We start from the raw sequence: 21,566 nt of genomic DNA, 5'->3' as shown, positions 1-21,566 counted from the left end.
TCCCACTGTCCGTTTAAAGCAGTCTGCAGATGCATCCGCTAAATGGCCTTAAAACATCCTTTTTCATATCTTCTGTACTGATCAATGATTCAAAATCATCCTGCAGGGCGATGGGCTTTTCCTGGTCTGTGTTGTTCAGCACAGTTGCCAGCCTGCTTTCCCCGCAGGCCCTAATTAGGTAAAACACACCTTCTTTCGCATACATGCGAATCGTTCCATCCTGCAGTGCCTTTGCCTTTTTGCGCAGTGCAATGACCTGCTGATAGAAATGGAACAAATCCTTATCCCAGTTTTCTCGGTTCCAGTCAAATGTTCTTCGGCAGTCCGGGTCTCCACCTCCTTCCATACCAATTTCACTTCCATAATAAATGCAGGGCATCCCCACATAACTGAACAAAAACAATACTGCCATGCGCAGCAGACGCTGATCTCCGCCGCACCATGTTAAAAAGCGCATGGTGTCGTGGCTGTCCAAGAGGTTTAACATTGCGAAATCCACCTGCTCGGAATTGCGCATTAGGCAGCCGGAAAGGTCGCCCGCAAACTGTGCGGCGTCCACCTCCCGCCGTGCAAAAAACTGGATGCAGGACTTTGTGACCGGATAGTTCATCACACTGTCAAACTGGTCGCCCTGCAGCCAAGGGTAGGCATTGTGCCAATTTTCACCTATAATCAATGCTTCCGGGTTGATTGCCTTTACAGTCTTGCGAAAATCGCGCCAGAAGCCGTGGTTCACTTCATCTGATACATCCAGCCGCCAGCCGTCGATGCCGGTGTCCTTTGTCCACATTGAAACGGTACCCAAAAGGTACGCTTCCAGTTCCGGGTTTTCTGTGTTGAGCTTCGGCATGCTGGGGCTGGTACCAAACGCCCGGTAATTTAAGCGGGAAAGGTCAAGCGGTTTGGTATAATCATGTGCTTCTTCCTCGGTAAAACGCCCCACCGGGAAACTGTCAATGTGGAACCAATCCTTGTAAGGGGATTGTTCCCCGTGCTCCAGCACATCCTGAAACGGTGCAAATGACCAGCAGCTGTGGTTAAACACGCCGTCCAGCACAACACGGATACCCACCTTGTGTGCCTGCTGCACCAATGTGCAGAGCAGTTCTTTGCTGCCGAACATCTCATCCACTTTCCGGTAGTCGGTCGTATCATATTTATGATTGCTCGGCGACTGAAAAATCGGCGTCAAGTAAATGCCGTTTACACCAAGTTCCTGCAGATACGGAAGCTTTTCCAGTACACCCTGCAGGTCGCCGCCGTAAAAGCTCTGCGGCTTTGGCGGCTGCCCCCACGGTGTCAGCGGAACAGGATCATTGGTATGGTCGCCATTGCAGAAACGCTCCACAAATATCTGATAAAAGATGGCAGAGTGCACCCAGTCCGGAATGCGGTGCAGGTCCGTTTCATTGATATATGGATACTGAAAGTAATGGAAATACGCATTTTGGTCATCAAACGTATCCGTAAAACCGGATTCGGAGTAGACCAGTGTTTTGGTGCCGTCACTTACTTCAAAGTAGTACCCCAGCCGTGAATCCTCTGTATGGAAACGATACTGATAGTAGTCAAACAGCCGGTCTGAAGCAACCTTTTCCATTCTATATGCTTTTTTATCCCGCCAGCGGTGCTTCTGTGAAATAATCACCCGCACCGCTGTGCAGTCATCCTTTGCGGTGCGCAGCCGGATATCCAAATCCTTGTCTGTGTACGCATAGGCATAGTTGCTTTTTGGAATATGACAAAAACCCTGGAGATTCAAAATATCCTCCTTCTTTGCCCCAGCCGCAGAAACTTCACAGCCAAAGCCCAACCCTAAAATTTTATTCCGCTTTCAGGAAAGAATCCCAATCGCTTTTTGCCTTTGCCGCGGCAGCTTTTGGTGTCATCTGTCCGTCAAAGACTGCCGGACCAACATTTGCGCAGATCGTCCAGAAGTAGCTGATGCGCTTTGCGGTCGGCACTGGGATGGAATCATTAAAGCACTTGACAATCGCACTGAGCTGTTCATCCTGTGCCAAACCCTTTACCTGTGAAATATCCTTGCGGGAAGTAATGCACGAAGCATCGGAGTAAAGCAGCTCTGCACCTTCATTGGAAACCATGTACTGTGCAAAAAGCTGAGCGGCTTTTGGATACTTGCTGTAAGCGGAAACCTGTGCGTTTTGCACAAATGCGAAGGAAGTTTCCTTTTTACCGTCATAAGTAGGCAGAGAGGTCACGCCAAAGTCTGCCTTGGCGTCGCGGAATGTCTTAACGTTCCATGGACCGCTGATCAGGTAAGCAGTCTTTCCGGTCACAAACTGGTTGGTCAGGAAGTCCCAGTTTGCAAGGTCACCGGAAGCAGCCGGCATCAGATCATGGTACTTTTTCAAAACTTCCAGACCTTTTTCAAATTCCGGTTTGTCGAAATCGGGCTTGTCGTTGTCTGTGCCGTTTTCACCAAAAGGTTTGTAGCCATACGCGCTCAGCATGGGGAACATGGTTGCACCTTCACTTACATGAGAAAGGAACCAGAACTTGTTCTGTCCCGCATTGTTAAAGCTCTTAGATTCTTTCATCAGCTGCTCATAGCTGGTGGCGGGTGAACCCTTTACCAGCTTCTTGTTGTAAAACATTACGTAAGTTTCAATAGAAACCGGCACACCGTAAACACCGCCGTCCACCGTAACGGTCTTCATAGCAACGTCACTGACATCCTTTTTCAGTTCTGTTGCAACACGGTCATCCAGCTTTAGCAGCAGTCCTGCGCGCTGGTTTTCAATCGTTTTGTCATGCGGGCTCATAAAGACATCCGGGCCCTTGCCGGAAGTGGCCTCAAGATTCGTCTTGTTTTGGTCGTAGACACTGCCATCCTCTGCTGTTACCGGCACACCGTACTTTGCTTCAAACTTCTTTGCAAGTGCCTTTGCAAAATTCAGCTGACTTGCGCTGCTCGTACGGAATTTCAGCTTTGCGCCGCTTTCCGGCTTCAGCTCACCAGTTGCAGAAGAGGCAGCCGTGCTGCCCGCCGCTGAAGTGGTTTTTGCGTTCTGCGGCAAACTTTTCCCGCAGCCTGCCATGGAAGAAGCCATCAGCACGCTGAGTGTAAAAGCGATCATCCTTTTCAATTTCATAATCATAACCCCCTAATATAAATGAATTCAGCCTTTGTTTGCACCTGCCGCAATACCCTGTACCAAATATTTCTGGAAAACGATAAACAGAATTGTAATCGGCACGGCAATAATCACAGCACCGGCGGCAAACATCGTGAAGTTTGTATTTTCTCGTCCGGTAATCAAACCATACAGGCCAACCGCCAGTGTCTTACTGGTATCACTGGAAAGCAGCATGTTCGGCAAAATATAATCCATCCACGGCATCATAAATTGGGACACCGCGCAGTATGTAATGATAGGTGTGGAAAGCGGCAGTACAATCTTGCGGAACGTGGTAAAGTACGAGCATCCGTCAATATAGGCCGCTTCATCAACTTCTTTTGGCAGGCCGTCCAAATACCCCTTCACCAGCCATACATTATAAGGGATGGCGCCAGCCACATAGATAATTACCAGTGCCGCCGGTTTATCCAGCAGGTTGAAGTTCAAAAACAGCGTATAAAGCGCGGTCATGGACAAAAAGGTCGGGAACATAGACAGCAGCAGAATCGTCATGAGGCTGGTCTTTTTCCCTTTGAACTTGAAGCGGGACATAATCCATGCGGTAATCAGAATCAATGCCACACTGAAAATTGTGTTTAGTACCGCTATCGTCAGGGAATTCAAAAACCACTGCTTATAGTTGGTCTGCTCAAATAAATTCCGAAAATTGTCAAGCGTCAGTGCTTTGGGAATCAATGACGTGGTTGCAAGGCCGTTGCCCGGATTAAACGCGGAAAGCACAATCCAAACAATCGGTATCAGCACCAGTGCCGCCATAATGATCAGTTCCAGATGCACAAAAAAGGAATCTACTCTTTTTTTCATATCTCACATCTCCTTAAATGCATTGGTCCGGCGGAAGTTCCAGATGGATACAGCAGCAATAAAGGCAAAAATCAGGATATTCATAACCGCCGCCATACTGTACATCCGCTGATCCAGTGTCAGTTTGTAGATCCAGGAAATGAGGATATCCGTATCGCCCGCGAACTGATAAGATGGATTGGTCGGGCCGCCGTTGGTCAGGAAGTAGATGGAGCCGAAAGCGTTGAAGTTGCCCGCAAGGTTCATCACAATCAGCGGTGCGGTCGCATTGGTCAGCAGCGGCAGCTTAATGTGCGCAAACACCTGCATTTTATTTGCACCGTCAATTTCTGCCGCCTCATACAAATTGGTGTCTTGGTTGGACATAATGCCGAGCAGCATGACCATAAACTGCGGGAACCCCATCCACAGGTTTACAAGAATCACAGAAAGCTTCGCAATGATCGGGTCAGTCAGGAACGGAATACGGCTGTTAATCAGGTGTATATCCATCAGAAACTGATTCAGCGGTCCAAACTGTCCGTTGAGCAGGTTGCGGAACACCAGCAAAGAAATCATGCCCGGAATTGCCCACGGCAGAATGTAAATCGTCTGAAAAATGCCGCGGTGCTTTACATGGCGGCTGTTCAGGATAAGCGCCTGAAACAGACCGAGAAAGTAAGTTGAAAAAGTCGCGCATACTGCCCAGATAACTGTCCACCCCAGCACACTGAAGAAAGTCTGCGACCAAATCGGTACGTTGAACAGCTTGAAGAAGTTTTTCAGTCCTACCCAGCTGACCAGCTGTGCCGGCGGCATGTGATTGGCATCATAATCCGTGAAGGCTGTCAGTACGGAGAAGACAATCGGCATGAAAACGATTAGTGCAATAATAATGCCGATTGGCAGCAGTACCAGGTACGGAAACGCCTTGCGGCGCTGAATGTGGCTGGACTGCGTTTCAATTTTGCCTGTTTCGTCCAACTGCCGTCCAAGCCGGTATGCATCCCGGATATTCCAGATAAAAACACACACAAACACCAGCAAAGCCATCAGCGCCAAAATGCCGTTAATGAGCAGCAGCGTGGAGTGGTCGCCGCCAACACCCGGTACCGTACCGAGCGTAAACAGCCCCCACAGTCCTTTGGTAAAGTAGCCACCATAAACGCCGATGTCAAAATTCTGAATTTCACCGGCAAACCAGTTAAACCAGTAGCCGGAAAGCAGCTCAATCGCCAGCAGCAGCACCTGCGCGGCAAAGAACAAAAGCCCCCGGATTTTCTTTTTTGCAATGAAGAATTGTCCGCTTCCCCAAAAGATGCAGGAAAGAATAACGGAACTGACTTTTTTCTTCATTTTTCGACCTCCCTTAATATCTTCCCACAAAGATAATTTCAAATTGCCATTCATTTTTGTCAGTGCTATAATAGCACATAAGTACAGGAAAGAGAGTGCTGTATATGGAAAATCGTAAAGTCACCATGCGGGATATTGCAAAGGACTGCGGTATCTCCGTTGCCACGGTATCCTACGTCTTGAATCATTCTGAGAAGGAGAAGATCAGCCACGAAACACGGCTGAAAGTCATGGAATCGGCTACACGGCTGCACTACGAACCGCACGCTGTGCGTGCTTCCAGCAAAACCAGAAGTGGTCTGATCGGCGTCATCATCAACCTGAAAGAAACCAACTCCGTCGGAAAAAAGATGCTTTACTACGACCTGGCAGCCGAACTGAGCAACCAGCTGCGCATCATTGGATACGAAACGATTCTCATCACCACTCACAATCTTTCACAGGACATGGGTGTTGTGAAAAAGCACAGTCTGGATGCTGTTTTTATGATTGATACGGACAACCGAACCGTCCGAAAAATCACCGAAGGCTATTATGTACCCATTCTGTTTATGGACTGTATGGTGAACGACCCGCTCTTCTGTGAAATTCGTCCTAACTATGACACTCTGTTTTCACAGGCAAAAACGCTGCTGCAAACTGAGCAGCCGTTTCTGCTGACGGAGGATTTTTGCTGCCAGTATCTGATGGAGCAGTTTTCCCAGTATTTTTTGACAAAAGATATCTTCGTCAACTCGGCAAACGCCAGCCTTTCTGCTTTTCTGGAAAGCCATACCGGCCGCCGCGGCATTGTGCTGGGAGATATGCTTGGTGTACAGGCACAGCAAATTTTTCCCTGCAGCGATCTCGTTATTTGCGCAAGTCTGGGAACCTCCAGCCCTTTTCAAGCTGACACGCAGGTTCTGCACATTCCAAACCGAACCAAAGCGGTAGTTTCCGCTGAAGTTCTGCTGGATATGCTTTCACTGGATTACCAGGCCAGCAGCACAAACTGTGTTCTGCTGGAAAGTGAGCATCTGTAACGGATCTCTTTTTATAAAAGCCGGGGGCTGCAGCATTTTGCTGTGCCCCCGGCTTTTGCAGCTTCGGCTGTAGAATTCTTTAAGCCTTTACTTTTCTGCGGATGAGAACAGTGCCCATGCCGGCAAGAGCAAGCAGCGCAGCGGTTGTAACTATAATCGGTGCGTTTTCGTTTGCGTCGCCGGTGGTCGGGGAAGCATCAGCAGCTGCTGTGGAAGAAGCGGAAACAGTAGCAGTTGCATCGCCCGCTTTGCTGGCAGCAACAGTGGTATCCTTTTTGGAGGAAGTTGTTGCAGCAGCAGCAGGCTTCGGGAAACCAGCCTGTGCATCCGTATAAACCTTTAAAACTGTGCCAACTGGAGTCTTGCCGTTGTCGTTGCTCTCTGTTGCATTGGTAGGTACAAACCAGTAGGCATCTTTGTCAGCTGCCAGATTCTTCGGGTTGTGGTCTGCAGTCTGCTGGGGCTTCGGCTGTGCGTTGTCGTTAAAAATAACGTTGAAAGCTGTGCCCGCTGTGTACTTCATTTCGTACCAGTTGTCTGCACCGGAAACCTTGGTCATCTGTTTGCCTGGCCATGCCGGGGTGCCCTTGACATTGCCGGAGCCAATCCACAGGTAAGCATACACATTGCTCCAGTTTTTGGTGTTCTGGAAGTAAATTGTTACCTCCTTGCTTGCTGCTGATGCGGGGGCAGCAGCCATTGCAATTGCAGATGTCATCACCATAGCCATTGCCATGATGCCCGCTACCAGTTTTCTGAACCTTTTCATTCCTAATCTCCTTCCAAATAAATGAATGTTTTTATTTCCAACAGGTCAGGTGAACTTTCAAACAGTTCATTTGACCTTTTTGGCTACAACTACAAGCCGCCCGTCTTCCACGTATTGATAGCAGGTGGAAAGAGTCAGCAACTGATCCCCGTAAGAAACGGTGGTACCGGTATCGTAATCCGCCCGCTTCTTCACATTCTTTATGTAAGTATTGAAAGCATCCTGAGTTTCAATGTCTGCATACTGATAATACTTAAATGCCTTGCTGTCTGTTTTATAGATTCTGGAGCGAAAAACCGCCACCACCTGATAATCTCCCAAGCCGTAAGGCGTATCAAAGTGGATGATGGGGTGCGCTTTGCAGAAGTTCTGATCCAAATACCCCAACAGTCCGGCAAAAGCGGTGCCATCCCGCATATTGTGGCCGTACACCAAGTAGTTTTTGCTCTTTTTCAGCATGGACTTTGCATCCAAAAACGGCAGCCCGCGGCTTTCCTCCTGCTTTGCCAGATTGCGATACAGGTAAAACTCCGGTTTTTTTGGCGTCTGCATGACCGGGTAGTTGACCTTCGTACCCTCAATCTGTATCCAAGCCTGAATGTCGCTGTTCTGCGCCTGTAACTTCTCAAATTGTGGCTGCGCACGTACCGAGGAAGAAACAGCAGACGCTTTCGATGCTTTGGAAGAAACTGCGGCAGAACTTTTCAAAGAACTGCTGGAGGAAAGCGCCCGACTTGAAGAAGCCTGCTGAGAAGTAAACGTTGCCTTCTGCAGAGCCGCCATCTGCGCTTCACTTTCTGCTGCATTGACACGGTAAGCAACCAGCCACACAGCACAAGCCGCAAAGACAATCAGAAAAATCAGCAGCAGCAGCTTTTCCCTGAATGAGAACTTTCCTTTCTTCTCCCGAAATCTAGACATCACACATTCCCATTTTTACCACCACTTTCAATTCCTTGGTACGAACCAAATATAGCACTTGTATTTGCCTTTGTCAAGCGTTTTGCATAATTATTTTTTAATATTTTGCTTCTTAATATACAATTTACACTAAATTTCAGCTTAACTTAATTTTTGTTAAGTAGCCAAATTCAAAAAAGATTCAGGTACAGCGGGCTTTTTTACCATTCGCATAGTTTTGTTAAGCACTTGAATAAAACTGCACGGAATTTTTAAAAATGTTTACTCATTTCTGTTCCGACTGTACACGGATTTTTTCTTCGACAAAACTTACTTTTTAGGCCGAAAGCAAAAAGAACGGCACCAGCACAATCCTTGCAAACTGGCGCCGTCTTTTTTCATTTATATATGCTTTTCCCTTACTAATTCGATTGCCTCTTTGCCGGTCATGTGTTCTACTGCCATAACAATGATGCAGGTGTTGTCAATCAGTTTTTTAATCTCCTGCAGGCGACCTGCTCGATCGCTCGGCGAATACTTTTCGGCAAATTTTTCTAATGCTGTTCTTCTCTCTGTGTTATCCATTAGTACAAAGGCCTTCCCAAACAAAATAACACTTCTGAAATACGTTGTATATTTTTCCGGAACCACATTATCCTGATCAATTACGCAGAAAGAAACCTTTGCATTCGCTGTTACTGCATCAAGTTTATGTCCTGACTTTGCACAATGGAAATAAACCTTTCCCTTTTCATACAAATAACTAAGTGGCACCGCATAAGGGTAAGCCTCATCCCCCAATACCGCCAGCACACCGGACGTTCCTTTTTTCAACACTGCTGTGCTTTCTTCAACAGATAATTCTTGTTTTTTTCTTCTCATTTCCCGAAACATAGCAAACTCCTTTTTTACTTGCATTTAGATTAAATTACATTTAACCGGCCGATAGCAACTTCAATCCTATGATACCAAATAAAATCAATAGCATACAAAGTATTTGCGGCAGGCTGACAGACTCGTGAAACAGCAGGACACCCATAATAAAAGTACCCGCCATACCAATACCGGTCCAGATCGCGTAAGCCGTTCCAAGCGGCATGTGCTTGAGTGCTATGGACAAAAAGCCAAAACTTGCAACCATGCCGGCAACAGTGACAGCGCTCGGAAAAAGTTTTGTGAAACCTTGGGAAAATTTCAGGCTGACCGCCCAGCACGTTTCCAACAATCCTGCCACAATCAAATAGAACCACTGCATTTTACCCCCCCTTTTTTACATAAAAAAAGCCCGGGAGATTGAAATCTCCCAGGCTTTTATCCTTCCGTGAACACAGTATCCTGTGCGTTTTATCTCGGTGCAGACCAGCTGTTTAAGCTGCGGGACCCTATAAAACTGCTTTTAATATACCAAATGGATCCGCAAAAGTCAATAACATCTTTTCGCTCTGTTTTGTCATATACCAGATACACCACAGGCTTTTGGAGAGCATCCTCCAGCTTTTTACTGCCTATCTTTTAACCCGCGTTAACAGGCAAACAGTTTCCACATGTGCAGTGCGTGGAAATAGGTCAACCGGCACGGCACACTGCAGCTGATAGCCATCTTCCGCAAATGTTTTGAGGTCACGTGCCAGCGTTGCGGGGTCACAGGAAACATAAACGATTCGCTGCGGCTGCATGCCCGCCGCCGTGTGTACCAGTGCTTCTCCGCAGCCCTTGCGCGGCGGGTCCAAAATAATCACATCAGGCGCTAACCCCTGCCCGCGCAGTTTCTCCGCAATCTGTGGCGCATCGCCGCAATAAAACTCTGCGTTCGCAATGCCGTTGCGCTGTGCATTTTTGCGTGCGTCCTCCACGGCCGCAGGCACAACTTCAATGCCAATCACCTTTCCCGCGCGGTCTGCCATGGAAAGGCCAATGGTTCCGGTGCCGCAGTACAAATCGAGAAGCAGTTCCTTTCCCGTCAGACCGGCAAATTGCCCCGCCAAGCCGTACAACACCTCTGCCTGATCACGGTTGACCTGATAAAAGCTTTTGGGAGAAATGGAAAACCGCAGCCCGCACAGCGTATCCGTTACAGAATCGCTCCCCCACAAGGTACGGCACTGTTCGCCCAGTATCACATTGGTCTGCCTGCGGTTTATGTTGAGGACAACCCCTGCAAGTCCCGGCACCTGCTCCTGCAGCAGGTGAACCAACAACTCTTCCCGGCTGACCCTGTCTCCATTCACGACCAAACAAACCATCACACTGCCGGCAGCCATGGCTTCCCGCAGATACAAATGCCGCAGCAGACCTTTTCCGGTCTGTTCTTCATAAACACTGTCTTTTGCGGCAGTGTGCCACTTCTGCACTGCTTTTATGGCCTTTGTGAATAACTCCGGCTGCAGGCAGCAGTCCTCGCAGGGAACAATGCGGTGACTGTGCGGCGCATAAAATCCTACCGTCAAGTGTCCCTGTGCGTCCAGCCCAAGCGGGAACTGTGCCTTGTTTCGGTAACGCTCCGGGCTTGCCGCCGGAACAATGCTTTGGACAAGCGCTGGGTCTAGTCCGGCAATGCGCTGCACAGCATCCCGCACACGCTGTTCCTTGGCACTGCACTCAGCTGCATAGGAAATGTGGCGAAACACGCAGCCGCCGCACTGTGCAGACTGCGGGCAGTCAGAAACAATACGGTCTGCGGAGGGTTCCTCGATTCTTTCAATTCTGCCATAAGCAAAGTTTTTTTCTGTTTTTAAAATCCGCACCTGCAGGCTGTCACCCTGTGCCGCACCGGGAACAAACACTGCCGCGCCGCGAAAACGTCCCACACCGCTGCCCTGTGCCGTATAACCGGTGATCTGCATTGGTACAACATCGTTTTTTTGAAATTCAAGCTGCTTCTTCATATGATTCCTCCGTTGCCTGCCAAAGCTGTTATTTATTAATAAATTGCCGCTTCCGCTGGGCGGAAGGATTCCAAATTTAGGATTGCGGCGGAGCCTGTCCCCACTCTCTTTGAAAAAATACCTGTAACTTCACACGAAAACAATCTGCAATGTTTCCTTGTTTTATACAATAGGTAGATTGTGACTTTCAAGCCGAAATATCGATTGACAGAAACCGTTTTCATCCCTATAATGAATTTGTAAGCAAAAGAAAAACAAAGCGAATTTTAAGGTGCTTTGCCCTCAAGCTTCTTAATCTGACAATAAGCTTCGCGGCTGGACAGCCGCAACCTTTTCAATACAACTCCTCCCCAAAAGGCAAGGCACCGGGTGACCGGACCTTGTCTTTTACTTTGCCCGGAAATATTCTGTTACGCCAGATTTCTCCCACGCAGCAGGACTTCATAGTAGAAAAAGCGCTGTTCATAACCGGGGTACTGAATATCCCCTGTCAGGTGGAAGCCGCACCGGGCAAAAAGCCTGCGCATGCGCAGGTTGTTCTCCTGTGTGCTGCCGCGCAGGCTGTCGAAACCTGCTTTCTGCGCAAGCCGCTGTGCTGCACGCAGCATAACTTCGCCCACCCCGCAGCTGCGGCTCTGGGCAGCAACTGCAAAGCGGTGCAGGACCGCACTGTTTTCCGCACTCCAGTGCACAGCTGTAAAAAGCTGTGCATTTTTTTCATCCAGTGCAAACATGCCCACAATCCTGCCGGTCTCCTCGTCAACGTAAAGTGCGCCGGATTCAATATCTGCCGCAAAAATGTCGCGGGCGGGATACTTTGCATTCCACTGACAGATGCCTTCCTGCCGCATGGAGTCAACCGCATCCGCAACGATTTCCATAATGTCCGGAAGATCCTCCATCTGCGCTTTCCTCAACATTTGTCTTGCTCCTTTTGGAAGCAGCGCCCCTTGGGCGTTTTCCCTATATTATACTGCTTTCTTTTTCCATTGTCTATTGACCTGTTCTTCATTTCAAAATATAATAAGATTATGATGTAAAAAAGGAAGGAAAAATATGCAGACAGAACTGACAGTTGAACATCTTTATGACTTAACCCATACGGCAGCGGCGCCGCTGCTTTCCAAATGCACTTATCCCTGGGAGGCGCTGGCAGATATTAAAGCCTTTATTTTGCAGCTTGGCCCCACACTCCCAAAGAATGAATATGAGCAGCGCGGCGAAAATATTTGGATTGCGAAAAGTGCAAAAATCTACCCGAACAATTATATTGCCGGACCGTGCATCATTGGGCCAGAAACCGAGGTGCGCCCGGGTGCGTTCATCCGCGGCAGCGCGCTGGTCGGCGCAGGATGCGTTGTAGGTAACTCCACGGAACTGAAAAATGTAATTTTGTTTGACAACGTACAGGTGCCGCACTACAACTATGTTGGCGACTCGATTCTGGGTTACAAATCCCACATGGGCGCCGGCTCCATCACCAGCAACGTCAAGTCAGATAAAGCTCTGGTTGTGGTACATGCCGGAGAAAACCTGCCCACCGGCCTGAAAAAGTTTGGTGCCATGCTGGGCGACCATGTGGAAGTTGGCTGCAACAGCGTGCTGAACCCCGGCACTGTTATTGGCTGCCACTCAAACGTTTACCCCATCAGCTCCGTGCGCGGTTTCGTTCCGTCAGAATCTATTTATAAGGAAAAGGGAAACATCGTGAAGAAGGTGTAAATTTGTATAAAGCCTGTATCTTTGACCTGGACGGCACGCTGGCAAACACACTGTGCTCCATCGCGGGCTTTTCCAACCGGGCGCTGCGGGAATGCGGCTACCCGGAAATCGAAGTTGACCGCTACCGCCATATTGTTGGCAACGGCGTTGCGGTACAGCTTCACCGCATGATGGACATTGTCTGCCCCAATGGCTGGCAGGAGGCGGATCTGCAAAAAGTCCGCCTCCTGTACGACAGCTACTACAGTGCTGACCCACTCAAAGACATCCGGAATTATCCCGGTATGCCGCAGCTGCTGCAGAATCTGCACCGACACGGTCTGAAAACTGCTGTCTTTTCCAACAAACCGGACAGCTGGGTACAGCCGATTATTGCAAAGCTGTTCCCCGCGGGCACGTTTGATGCCGTACGGGGCAAATGTGAGGGTATTCCCTGCAAACCGGCACCGGACGGTGCTCTGCTGCTGGCAGAAACCCTCGGCGTCCCTCCAAAAGACTGCCTGTATATCGGTGACACAAATACCGACATGCAAACCGGCAAAGCCGCAGGCATGGACACCGCCGGAGTGCTGTGGGGATTTCGTGACCGCGAGGAACTGGAAGCCGCACATGCCTGCACCGTTGTTTCAGAACCGGCACAGCTTCTGGAAATCGCGCTGCACGGACTGGACAAAGCCGTATGATGAGAGAAACCGCGCACAGGCTGCGCCGCCACCCCCATCTTGGCTTTCGCATCATTAAAACAGGCATTGCCGTTACCTTGTGTTTGGCGGTGTGCGATCTGCTGCAGCTGCAGCAGCCGTTCGTCGCGGTGGTTACGGCGATTATCAGTATGGGGCGCAGCATTGACAACACCGTGCGTACCGGTAAAGACCACCTGCTGGCCGCAATTCTCGGTGCAGTCTGCGGTGCTTTGCTCTATCATGTTTCTCCGCAAAACGCAGGTCTTTGCGGAATCGGCATTATTCTGGTCATCTTTCTGTGCCAGCTGCTGCAGCTGCGCCGCGGAACACTCATGGGTTCCTTTATGTTTGCAATGGTCATGCTGCATCCTGAAACCGCCGGCACAGTGCAAACTGTCTGGTGGTGCATGGTTGCAGCTGTACTTGGCATTGCAATCGCGCTGGCGGTCAACCTGCTGATTTTGCCGCCGAATTACGTACAGAGCATTATTGAGAAAGACAATCTGATTTATTCCATGCTCGTTTACGCCGCCAAAGTCTGCGAGAACAGGCTTTCTGCACCGGACTTGGAGGCAGTGCGAGTGCAGATTCGTCACTTGGAGCGTGATATTCGGCTGTACACCTCAGAATGGAAGCTGTTCCGCAACCGTGACGATGTTGTTGCGGTCATTGCACGAAAACTTGTTACTTATCAGGAAATTCTAAATGATTTGTGGGCAATCGACCGTTTGGAAAAGAATCTGAACAGTGAAACTGCCACGGTTTTTGCTTACCACCTGAACCGTGCCAATTCCCTGCTGAAAGAAATGCAGCCGCGGATTCCGGCTGAAGCCGTTTCGAGTGAAAAAGAACTGCCCACCATGCAAAAGTAAATGTAAATAAGAAAAGCTCTGCTTTCCCTGTTGCGGGAAAGCAGAGCTTTTTGAATCACAAATTAAACTTCGTCATTGCTGAACTGCACTGCAAGAATCGGCGGAACAAGATCCGCACCCTTCTTTTGGTTTACAAACACACGCACACTGTAAAATACCATGCAGAGGAATGTGCTGACCAGCGCCACCATTGCTAAAACAAACAGGTCTCCTGCAATGCCGGGGCCTGCATTTCCCATAATGATTGCCTGACGGAAGGCATCTACGCTGTAGGTCATCGGCAGGTACGGCCGAAGCATCCGATAGAAATCATTTGTAATTTCAATCGGGTAAGTACCGGCTGAACCGCTGAGCTGCAGAATCATGAATACAATCATCAGGAAAGAGCCGACTCTGCCAAGTGCCGTTGAAAACAGGCTGATTATCGCCATAAAGGCAAGCGAAGTCACAATGGCAACGAGGTAGGTTTCGCCGACCTTTGCCGGGCTGAGGCCGTTTAGCAGCATCAGCATGGTCACTTCAACAACGGCCTGCAAAACAGCTACCAGCAGCCAAACAGAAGCCTTGCTTGCCCACCATGCAACACCATTGCTTGGTGTTTTCACTGAAGGGTCAAACACTGGATAGATGAAACACATAACAAGGCCGCCAATGAACAGCGCGATTGCCATCATATACGGTGCCATACCGTGCAGGTTGTTCTTCGCAGCCGTATAATCCGACAATACAGAAGTCACCGGTTCACTCATCATATCGGACGTTGCAGCTGATGTGTGTACATCGGACACTTTCTTGCTGCCATCCGAAAGCTTCGTGCTTAATTGAGAAGTACCGTTTTTCAGGGTAGAAATGCCGGTGCCCAACGTTGCAGAACCAGCTGCTAGCTTGCCTGCGCCGTCACTGATTTGCGTTGCGCCGCTGCCAAGCCGATTTGCACCGGAAAGCAGTGCATCCGCACCGGTGCCCAGCTTCTGTGCACCGGTGTTAACCTGCTGCACACCGTTCACCAATTCCGGTACCTTTGTGCTGACCTGTGAAAGACCGCTGCTGACCTGCTGGGAACCGCTGACCAACGCAGCACTGTTTTTCGTAAGTGTGGAACTGCCCGCAGTCAGCTGTGTCACACCGTCTGTGTAGGCACTGACACCGCCCGAAAGAGCGGAGGCACCACTTGACAGCTGCTGCAGACCTTTGGTAAGTGCCGGAGCCTGTGTGCTGATTTGCTGTAAGCCATTCGTCAGCTGTTTGGTTCCGGTTTTCAGCTGCTCGGAATTTTTGTCCAGCTCCTGTAAACCGGCGGCAACTGTGGAAACACCGGAGGTGTAAGTACCTATGCCGGAAGCCAGTGAAGAAGCACCGCTGGCAAGCTGGCTTGCACCGCCCGAAAGCTGACTGACCATGCCTGCGGCCGTATGTGCGTCAATGGCACCGGAACTCAATGCCGCAGAAATCTGCTGCGCTTTCTGTGCAAGCGAAGCCGCCCCACCTGAAAGCTGAGCAGCGCCGCCGCTCAGCTGGCTGCTGTTGCTGACCAACTGCTGCGCACCGGCGGAAAGCTTGGTAACACCGGCAGTGTAATCGTCAACACCCTTTTGCAGGCTGCTGCCGCCGTTGCCAAGCTGTGAAAGGCCGCTTGTCAATGCGGGCAGCTGCTTCTGCATTTGGGTAAGCCCAGCGTAAAGTTGGTTTGCACCGGTCTTCAGCTGTGCGGAATTCTGCGAAAGTTTTTGCAGACCGCTGTCAATCTGTCCTGCGCCCTTTGTGTACTGGGTCACACCCTGCTGCAGGCTGCCGGCACCATTGTTAAGTGCTGTAACACCGGACTGCATCTGGTTTGCACCGCTTGCCAGTGTCTGCGTACCGTTCGCAAGCTGCTGCGCACCGGATTTGTACTGTTCCAAGCCAACTTCCAGCTGATTTGCACCGTCGCGGAAAGTCAGGCTGGAAGACGCCAGCTTCTGCAGGTTCTGCGTAATCGTTTTGTTTCCTGCCGCAAGGTCTCTTACACCATTGTCCAGCTTCTGCGAACCATCCGCGGCTGCAGAAAAGCCAGCCTTAACATCATTCAGCTTGTCAAACAGTGTTTCGGCATATGTTTTAGTGACCGCTTTGGTCACCTTCGCTGTGATTTTATCAGATGCACTGGTGCAAAGCTTAGACGCAATGAAATTCGCACCGGAATTTAATTCGTAGCTCAGTTCCATTTTTTTCGGTGTAGAATCTGTCAGGGTTGTTGCGTTTTTTGAAAAGTCCTCCGGAATCGTAATTACCATATAGTAGCTGTGATCTTTCAGACCCGCTGCAGCTGTTGCCGCACTGACAAAATTGCAGTTCAGCGGCTTTTCCTTTTTCAGCCGATCCACCAAATCACTGCCCGCCTGCAGTTCCTTGCCTTCATAGGTAACCGGTTTGTCATTGTTCACAATCGCGATGGGCAGCTTTTCGACCTGACCGTAAGGGTCCCACATAGAAGCAAGGAAAATTGTTGCGTACAAGGTAGGAATCAGTGCCATGACGAGTACCGCCAAAGTCAGAAACTTGTTGTGCCACAATTTTTGCCATTCTCTTTTTATCATTTGCATAACTCCTTTCTTCAAAAATTATTTTGAATCCAAACATGGGGTAAACGATGCTGGAAGGTAAAATCCTTCCGACAAAAAACAGTTTAGCAAAGCCGCTTTTTCGGCTCAATAGTCACGGCTGGGCCTGTGTATGGTTTTTTTACAGATTCGCAAAACTGTCGGGCGGATTTTTTTCGATGATTTTAAATCAGCCTAATTTTTCACAAATTCAATATAAATATTTTATTCATTATTTTTATATAGTCTCGGTAATGAAAAACTGGTTTTGTGCGTATACTCTGCGTTTTCTGGCCTTTTTAATTTATATTTTTCTATTGCACACTACTTCACGTCATGCTATAATACACAGTTGTAAAGAAACGCACAGATGTGTAATTGGAATATCCGCGGACGGATTGACAGAAAGTGAGGCCAATACATGGAAGAAAAGCAAACTGCGGACCGCCGGATTCAAAAAACCAAAATTGCAATCCATGATGCATTGGTCGCACTCATGGCACGCAAATCTGTTTCCGAAATCACTGTGCGGGAACTGACGGATACCGCCGACATCAGCCGCAAAACATTTTATCTGCACTACGCAGACTTAACTGATGTTTTCCGCGAAATGGAAAACCAGCTTTTGGACGGCCTGCACCTACTGCTGCGAAACTGTGACTTTACCAACCGGCAAAGCGGCATCAGCACTCTTTTTTCCGGATTAAACGAACTGATTCAGCATGACCTCCCCTTTTACCGACAGCTGGTCCGCAGTGATTACTTCGGCCGCTTTCTGGTCAGTGTAAAACAGGTACTAAAAGATGAATTGCGTATGCTTGCTGCACAGCGGCCGACTTCCCGCCCAAAGCTGCGGGAGCTTTCACTGGAGTTTGCAGCCGCCGGACTGGTTTCCATGTATATTGAATGGTTTCGTTCCGACACAAATCTGCCGCTGTGCGCAGTTGCTGCCGCAGCACAGCAAATTATTTTCAACAGCATCCTTGCCACAGCATAATCCCCTTTGTCCGCAGCATGAAACGGACAAAGGGGAATTTTTTGCATTTTTTTGAGAAAGTGCTTGACAAATCTCTTCACATAGAATATATTGTGTATACACTATATACACAATATATTGGCAGAGGGGATTTTGTTAAATGGAACTGCTTTCCGTACAGGGCCTGAGCAAACGCTACGAAACATTCAGCCTGCAAAACATTTCGTTTAAACTCGAAAAAGGATACATTATGGGCTTTATCGGCCGAAACGGCGCCGGAAAAACGACAACTATAAAAAGCATGCTGAATCTGGTGCATCCAGACAGCGGCAGTGTCCAGGTGGTCGGGCATGACATTCGAAAGGATGAATTTGCCTGCAAGCAAAACATTGGCCTAACACTTGGCGGCATCACCTACTACCCCAAGAAGAAACTGAAGGCCATTACGGATGTAACCCGTCGCTTTTATCCCAACTGGGATGACTCCGCTTACCGCACCTATCTGGAACGTTTTGCACTGGACGAAAACAAACACGTTGACCAGCTTTCCGAAGGCATGAAAGTAAAATACGCGCTGGCACTGGCGCTTTCTCACCACGCGCAGCTGCTGATTTTGGATGAACCGACCAGCGGACTGGACCCGGTTTCCCGCGATGACCTGCTGGACTTGTTCCAGGAAGTCATTGAAGACGGTGAGCACAGCATTTTATTTTCCACTCAAATTACTTCAGACCTGGAAAAATGCGCGGATTTCATTACTTATATCAAAAAAGGTGAAATTATTGCCAGCACCGATAAAGACACATTTTTAAACACCTACAAACTGGTAAAGGGAACGCAGGCACAGCAGGCTTCACTGCCGGCAGAGGCATTGATTGGCTGCAAAAAAAATGCCTATGGTTTCTCCGCTTTGATGAAAACAGGGACCATCCCGGCAGACACCGCACTTGAGGTTTCCACACCCAATTTGGAAGAAATCATGATTCACATTGAGAAAGAGTGAGCAAAATGCTGAAAAATCTTTTATATAAAGAATTTAAGCTGTTGGTACATCCGGCAGTGCTGCTTTTTCCGCTACTGGGAACTATGCTGCTGATTCCAAGCTACCCGTACTATGTTCCGTTTATTTATATGTTCATTTCGTTCAACTTCTTTTTTGTTGCGGAAAAAGAAAACAAAGATGTGCTGTTCACCCTGCTTTTGCCCGTGCGGAAAGCCGACGCAGTAAAAGCGCGCTTCTGCTCCATTATTTTTTTGCAGTTTTTGCAGATTGTAGTTTCCATCCCGTTTGCGGTGCTGCGCTACGCGCTGATTAAAGACCCTGCTGAAAACCTAGCGGGCATTGAAGCGACTCCGGGGCTTTACGGATTGGTGCTGATGATGTATGCGGTATTTGATGCCATTTTCTTCGTGCTGTTTTACAAAACTGGATACAAAGTCACCCTGCCGACCATCCTTGCATGGCTGGGGGCAGTGGTTTACTGCGGCGTTATGGAGGCAGCAACCCGTTTAATTCCGTGGCTGTGGGACACGCTCAATACAACCTCTGTAACGAAGCTGCCAGGTCAGCTGGCGGTACTGGCAGTAGGCATTGCCGTATTTGTAATGATCATTCTGCTGGCATACCGGAAGTCTGTAAAGAATTTTGAGAAAGTGGATTTATAACCGCCTATGGATATTGTCATTTCCAACACTTCTGAAAAACCAATTTATCAGCAGATTTACGAGCAGCTCTGCGCACAAATTCTAAAGGGAGAGCTGCCACAGGATACTTGCCTGCCGCCGATCCGCACCGTTGCCAAGGAACTGCGCATCAGCGTCATTACGGTAAAAAAGGCATGGGAAATGCTTGAAAACGGCGGATTTATTTACACAATGACCGGGCGCGGCAGTTTTGTGGCGCCGCACAAACCCAGCGAACTCGGCAGCAAGCGTGACGCACTGGTACGGGAACGCCTACACAAAGACCTTGCCTACTACAAGGGTCTGGGGCTGACACTGGAAGAACTGCTGGATTTAATCCGCAGCTGCTACCCGAAAGCAGAATAGCTGACGCAAAAAGGAACCGGATGCTGTACAAAAGTGTACAGCACCCGGTTCCTTTTTAAATTGTATTTGCGTTTTGCGCGAGTCAGTTATCTACCTGTGTGATGGTAAACAGTGTCTGTGCATCAAAATATTTTTCAGCTTTATCCACCATTTCATCTTTTTTGGAACCCTCCGGTTCTCTACTTGCCGCAAGTGAATAATCTGTGTATTGATTCATAATGGACAGATAATTTTTTACCGGTGCAATCTGATATTTCTTAGTTTGTGTGGAACCATCCTTAAAAGTTGCTTTCAACACCAGCCGTGTATTTCTCAATACCTGTGAATCGCGATATACTAACTCATTCATCAGATACTCGTTAGCTTTCAGCGCCTGATAATCCTTATCCGCCTCATTTACCTCAATTTTATATTCTTCATAAGTCATGGGTGCCGACAGAAAAATACTATATTTCTTGTCTTTAAATTGTTTTGTTTGCTCCGCGTAATCAATCACAAAAGATTTGCGAGATTTTTCATCTAAATACTCCCCATTATACTTTGAGAAGTAAGCTTTTTCATTTTTGTTAAGCTTTGCGGTATCCAATGAATATTCCATTGATTTTACATTGCTTCCGCTGCACGTCAGGTGTAACTTGAAATTTACATCACTGGTTAAATGATTTTTATCCTCATCCAGTCCATCCACCCCACCGGTAGAAAAAGTGTAGCCTTGACCGAACTCTTTCACGTCCAGCGCAACAGTTTTTCTCTGGCTGTTCGCTGCCCCTGCCGCGTAAACCGCAAGGTCAAAGCTGTTCTGCGGCTTGGCGGCCGCGGCACCGTTCACTGCGGAATTTCCCGCGGGCGAAACAACCGAATGGCGGCTGCCGACAATCGCAATGCCTCCAACAACCAGCGCAAACGCACAGCACACAGCGGAAGCGCGCAGCGCCGCTTTTTTCCAGCGGACCGGTGCGGCAGTGGTCCGTGCTGCACGTTCACAGTCGGCGGCTGCCAGTACGCGCTGTTTCAGCTGTTGCGGCGCATATACTTGGTGCATCAGGTTCCCGTACTCGTTCAAGTCTGCATTCTTCATCGTTTTCTCCTCCTAACAGTTGTTTTAATTCTTTGCGTGCGCGGTGCAGGCGGGTGCGCACCGTTGCAGGGCGGCAGTGCAGCAACAAAGCAATCTGCTCGGTTGTGTAGCCTTCCGCATAAAACAGGTGAATCACGGTCAGCAGTTTTGGCGGTAAAACCGCCACCGCCTGCCACAACTCCTCTGCGGCAGGGTCAGCACTTTCATCTGCAATCAACTCCGAAAGTTCCAGTGTACCGCGGCGCTGTGTACTGCGTGCAAGGTCATGGCAGCAGTTGAGCGTCACGCGAAGCAGCCATGCCTTTAAGTGCTCCTCTGTTTTGAACGCGGTTGTATCCCGCAGTAAGCGCAGAAATACATCCTGATAAATATCTTCTGCATCTGCAATGTTTCCGGCATGCCCTAATGCAAGCCGGTATACCATGTCTCCCCAGCGTTCCATTACGTCCTGCAGAAACGCATCGGAACGCAGCTCTTTTTTCATCTCTCCGCCTCCTTTCACCTGTAACACGCTCTGTCAGCAGGAAATGTTCCCCCTGATTTTTAATTTTTTTCTTTCCATGTAATTTGTACCACATAAAATTGTGCAAGTCCATTCCTTTTCTTCTGCACAAATATACAGTGACCGCATAACAATGTTAAGTTTTGATAAAATATCTCGTATTGTCAGCCGATTGCCTTGCGCCCTTCTGATGGCATATGCTAGAATAATCGTGTCCTAAATTTTG

Annotated in this window: 21 protein-coding genes and 1 riboswitch; of the genes, 8 read left to right on the top strand and 13 right to left on the bottom strand. The window is 48.8% G+C overall.

Features of this window, described 5'->3' with window-relative positions:
• Nucleotides 1–13: 13 nt before the first annotated feature.
• The 4 genes from H6X83_RS01505 to H6X83_RS01490 all read right to left on the bottom strand — a co-directional run bounded on the left by H6X83_RS01505 (nucleotide 14) and on the right by H6X83_RS01490 (nucleotide 5,303).
• Nucleotides 14–1,762, bottom strand: a complete 1,749-nt coding sequence (locus tag H6X83_RS01505) for a glycoside hydrolase family 13 protein (protein WP_212507433.1) — start codon at nucleotides 1,760–1,762, stop codon at nucleotides 14–16.
• 61 nt (nucleotides 1,763–1,823) lie between these two features.
• A complete protein-coding gene (locus H6X83_RS01500) occupies nucleotides 1,824–3,116 on the bottom strand; it encodes an extracellular solute-binding protein (RefSeq protein WP_212507432.1) in 1,293 nt (430 codons plus the stop codon).
• 27 nt (nucleotides 3,117–3,143) lie between these two features.
• Nucleotides 3,144–3,968, bottom strand: coding sequence for a sugar ABC transporter permease (locus H6X83_RS01495; protein ID WP_212507431.1), 825 nt, complete (start codon nucleotides 3,966–3,968; stop codon nucleotides 3,144–3,146).
• 3 nt (nucleotides 3,969–3,971) lie between these two features.
• The gene (locus H6X83_RS01490; RefSeq protein WP_212507430.1) at nucleotides 3,972–5,303 is read right to left on the bottom strand and encodes a carbohydrate ABC transporter permease; all 1,332 of its coding nucleotides are present in this window, start codon (nucleotides 5,301–5,303) and stop codon (nucleotides 3,972–3,974) included.
• A 104-nt stretch (nucleotides 5,304–5,407) separates the two neighbouring features.
• Here H6X83_RS01490 and H6X83_RS01485 point away from each other — a divergent pair, with 104 nt between their 5' ends.
• On the top strand, nucleotides 5,408–6,325 hold the full coding sequence (locus H6X83_RS01485) for a LacI family DNA-binding transcriptional regulator (protein ID WP_212507429.1): 918 nt from the start codon (nucleotides 5,408–5,410) through the stop codon (nucleotides 6,323–6,325).
• Nucleotides 6,326–6,404: 79 nt separating this feature from the next.
• Here H6X83_RS01485 and H6X83_RS01480 read toward each other — a convergent pair whose 3' ends face one another.
• The 6 genes from H6X83_RS01480 to H6X83_RS01455 form a co-directional block, all read right to left on the bottom strand.
• On the bottom strand, nucleotides 6,405–7,094 hold the full coding sequence (locus H6X83_RS01480) for a starch-binding protein (RefSeq protein ID WP_212507428.1): 690 nt from the start codon (nucleotides 7,092–7,094) through the stop codon (nucleotides 6,405–6,407).
• Nucleotides 7,095–7,160: 66 nt separating this feature from the next.
• Entirely contained in the window at nucleotides 7,161–8,015 is an 855-nt protein-coding gene (locus H6X83_RS01475; RefSeq protein ID WP_212507427.1) for a class B sortase, read from the bottom strand.
• Between the two features lie 381 nt (nucleotides 8,016–8,396).
• Entirely contained in the window at nucleotides 8,397–8,888 is a 492-nt protein-coding gene (locus H6X83_RS01470) for a pyridoxamine 5'-phosphate oxidase family protein (RefSeq protein WP_212507426.1), read from the bottom strand.
• 40 nt (nucleotides 8,889–8,928) lie between these two features.
• On the bottom strand, nucleotides 8,929–9,249 hold the full coding sequence (locus H6X83_RS01465) for a DMT family transporter (RefSeq protein WP_212507425.1): 321 nt from the start codon (nucleotides 9,247–9,249) through the stop codon (nucleotides 8,929–8,931).
• 43 nt (nucleotides 9,250–9,292) lie between these two features.
• A riboswitch (guanidine-I (ykkC/yxkD leader) is annotated at nucleotides 9,293–9,391 on the bottom strand.
• A gap of 108 nt (nucleotides 9,392–9,499) precedes the next feature.
• On the bottom strand, nucleotides 9,500–10,879 hold the full coding sequence (gene rlmD, locus H6X83_RS01460) for a 23S rRNA (uracil(1939)-C(5))-methyltransferase RlmD (RefSeq protein ID WP_212507424.1): 1,380 nt from the start codon (nucleotides 10,877–10,879) through the stop codon (nucleotides 9,500–9,502).
• 410 nt (nucleotides 10,880–11,289) lie between these two features.
• Nucleotides 11,290–11,799 carry a GNAT family N-acetyltransferase gene (locus H6X83_RS01455; protein WP_212507423.1) on the bottom strand — a complete coding sequence of 170 codons (510 nt, stop codon included), beginning with the start codon at nucleotides 11,797–11,799 and terminating at the stop codon, nucleotides 11,290–11,292.
• A gap of 136 nt (nucleotides 11,800–11,935) precedes the next feature.
• Here H6X83_RS01455 and H6X83_RS01450 point away from each other — a divergent pair, with 136 nt between their 5' ends.
• From H6X83_RS01450 to H6X83_RS01440, 3 genes are read left to right on the top strand one after another with little or no spacing between them, the layout of a single operon-like run.
• The gene (locus H6X83_RS01450) at nucleotides 11,936–12,601 is read left to right on the top strand and encodes an acyltransferase (RefSeq protein ID WP_212507422.1); all 666 of its coding nucleotides are present in this window, start codon (nucleotides 11,936–11,938) and stop codon (nucleotides 12,599–12,601) included.
• Nucleotides 12,602–12,603: 2 nt separating this feature from the next.
• A complete protein-coding gene (locus tag H6X83_RS01445) occupies nucleotides 12,604–13,284 on the top strand; it encodes an HAD family hydrolase (RefSeq protein ID WP_212507421.1) in 681 nt (226 codons plus the stop codon).
• A complete protein-coding gene (locus H6X83_RS01440) occupies nucleotides 13,281–14,156 on the top strand; it encodes an FUSC family protein (protein WP_212507420.1) in 876 nt (291 codons plus the stop codon). Before H6X83_RS01445 ends, H6X83_RS01440 begins: the two co-directional genes overlap by 4 nt.
• Nucleotides 14,157–14,218: 62 nt before the next feature.
• Here H6X83_RS01440 and H6X83_RS01435 read toward each other — a convergent pair whose 3' ends face one another.
• Nucleotides 14,219–16,732, bottom strand: a complete 2,514-nt coding sequence (locus tag H6X83_RS01435; protein ID WP_212507419.1) for a YhgE/Pip domain-containing protein — start codon at nucleotides 16,730–16,732, stop codon at nucleotides 14,219–14,221.
• A gap of 424 nt (nucleotides 16,733–17,156) precedes the next feature.
• Here H6X83_RS01435 and H6X83_RS01430 point away from each other — a divergent pair, with 424 nt between their 5' ends.
• From H6X83_RS01430 to H6X83_RS01415, 4 genes are all read left to right on the top strand, one after another.
• On the top strand, nucleotides 17,157–17,732 hold the full coding sequence (locus H6X83_RS01430) for a TetR/AcrR family transcriptional regulator (RefSeq protein WP_212507418.1): 576 nt from the start codon (nucleotides 17,157–17,159) through the stop codon (nucleotides 17,730–17,732).
• Between the two features lie 139 nt (nucleotides 17,733–17,871).
• Nucleotides 17,872–18,714 (top strand): ABC transporter ATP-binding protein, encoded by an 843-nt coding sequence (locus tag H6X83_RS01425; RefSeq protein ID WP_212507417.1) that lies wholly within the window; start codon nucleotides 17,872–17,874, stop codon nucleotides 18,712–18,714.
• A gap of 5 nt (nucleotides 18,715–18,719) precedes the next feature.
• Nucleotides 18,720–19,376: an ABC-2 transporter permease gene (locus tag H6X83_RS01420; protein WP_212507416.1), complete on the top strand. Its 657-nt coding sequence runs from the start codon at nucleotides 18,720–18,722 to the stop codon at nucleotides 19,374–19,376.
• A 6-nt stretch (nucleotides 19,377–19,382) separates the two neighbouring features.
• Nucleotides 19,383–19,760, top strand: a complete 378-nt coding sequence (locus tag H6X83_RS01415) for a GntR family transcriptional regulator (RefSeq protein ID WP_212507415.1) — start codon at nucleotides 19,383–19,385, stop codon at nucleotides 19,758–19,760.
• Nucleotides 19,761–19,842: 82 nt separating this feature from the next.
• Here H6X83_RS01415 and H6X83_RS01410 read toward each other — a convergent pair whose 3' ends face one another.
• Both H6X83_RS01410 and H6X83_RS01405 read right to left on the bottom strand, forming a co-directional pair.
• Entirely contained in the window at nucleotides 19,843–20,838 is a 996-nt protein-coding gene (locus H6X83_RS01410) for an anti-sigma factor (RefSeq protein WP_212507414.1), read from the bottom strand.
• Nucleotides 20,741–21,322: an RNA polymerase sigma factor gene (locus H6X83_RS01405; protein ID WP_212507413.1), complete on the bottom strand. Its 582-nt coding sequence runs from the start codon at nucleotides 21,320–21,322 to the stop codon at nucleotides 20,741–20,743. The genes H6X83_RS01410 and H6X83_RS01405 overlap by 98 nt, the downstream gene beginning before the upstream one ends.
• Nucleotides 21,323–21,566: the final 244 nt, after the last annotated feature.

It is taken from the genome of Caproicibacterium amylolyticum, assembly GCF_014467055.1.
In the GTDB taxonomy this organism is placed as follows: Bacteria; Bacillota; Clostridia; order Oscillospirales; family Acutalibacteraceae; genus Caproicibacterium; species Caproicibacterium amylolyticum.
Note: the sequence above shows the minus strand (reverse complement) of the source record. Positions and strands in the feature narration are given on the sequence as shown.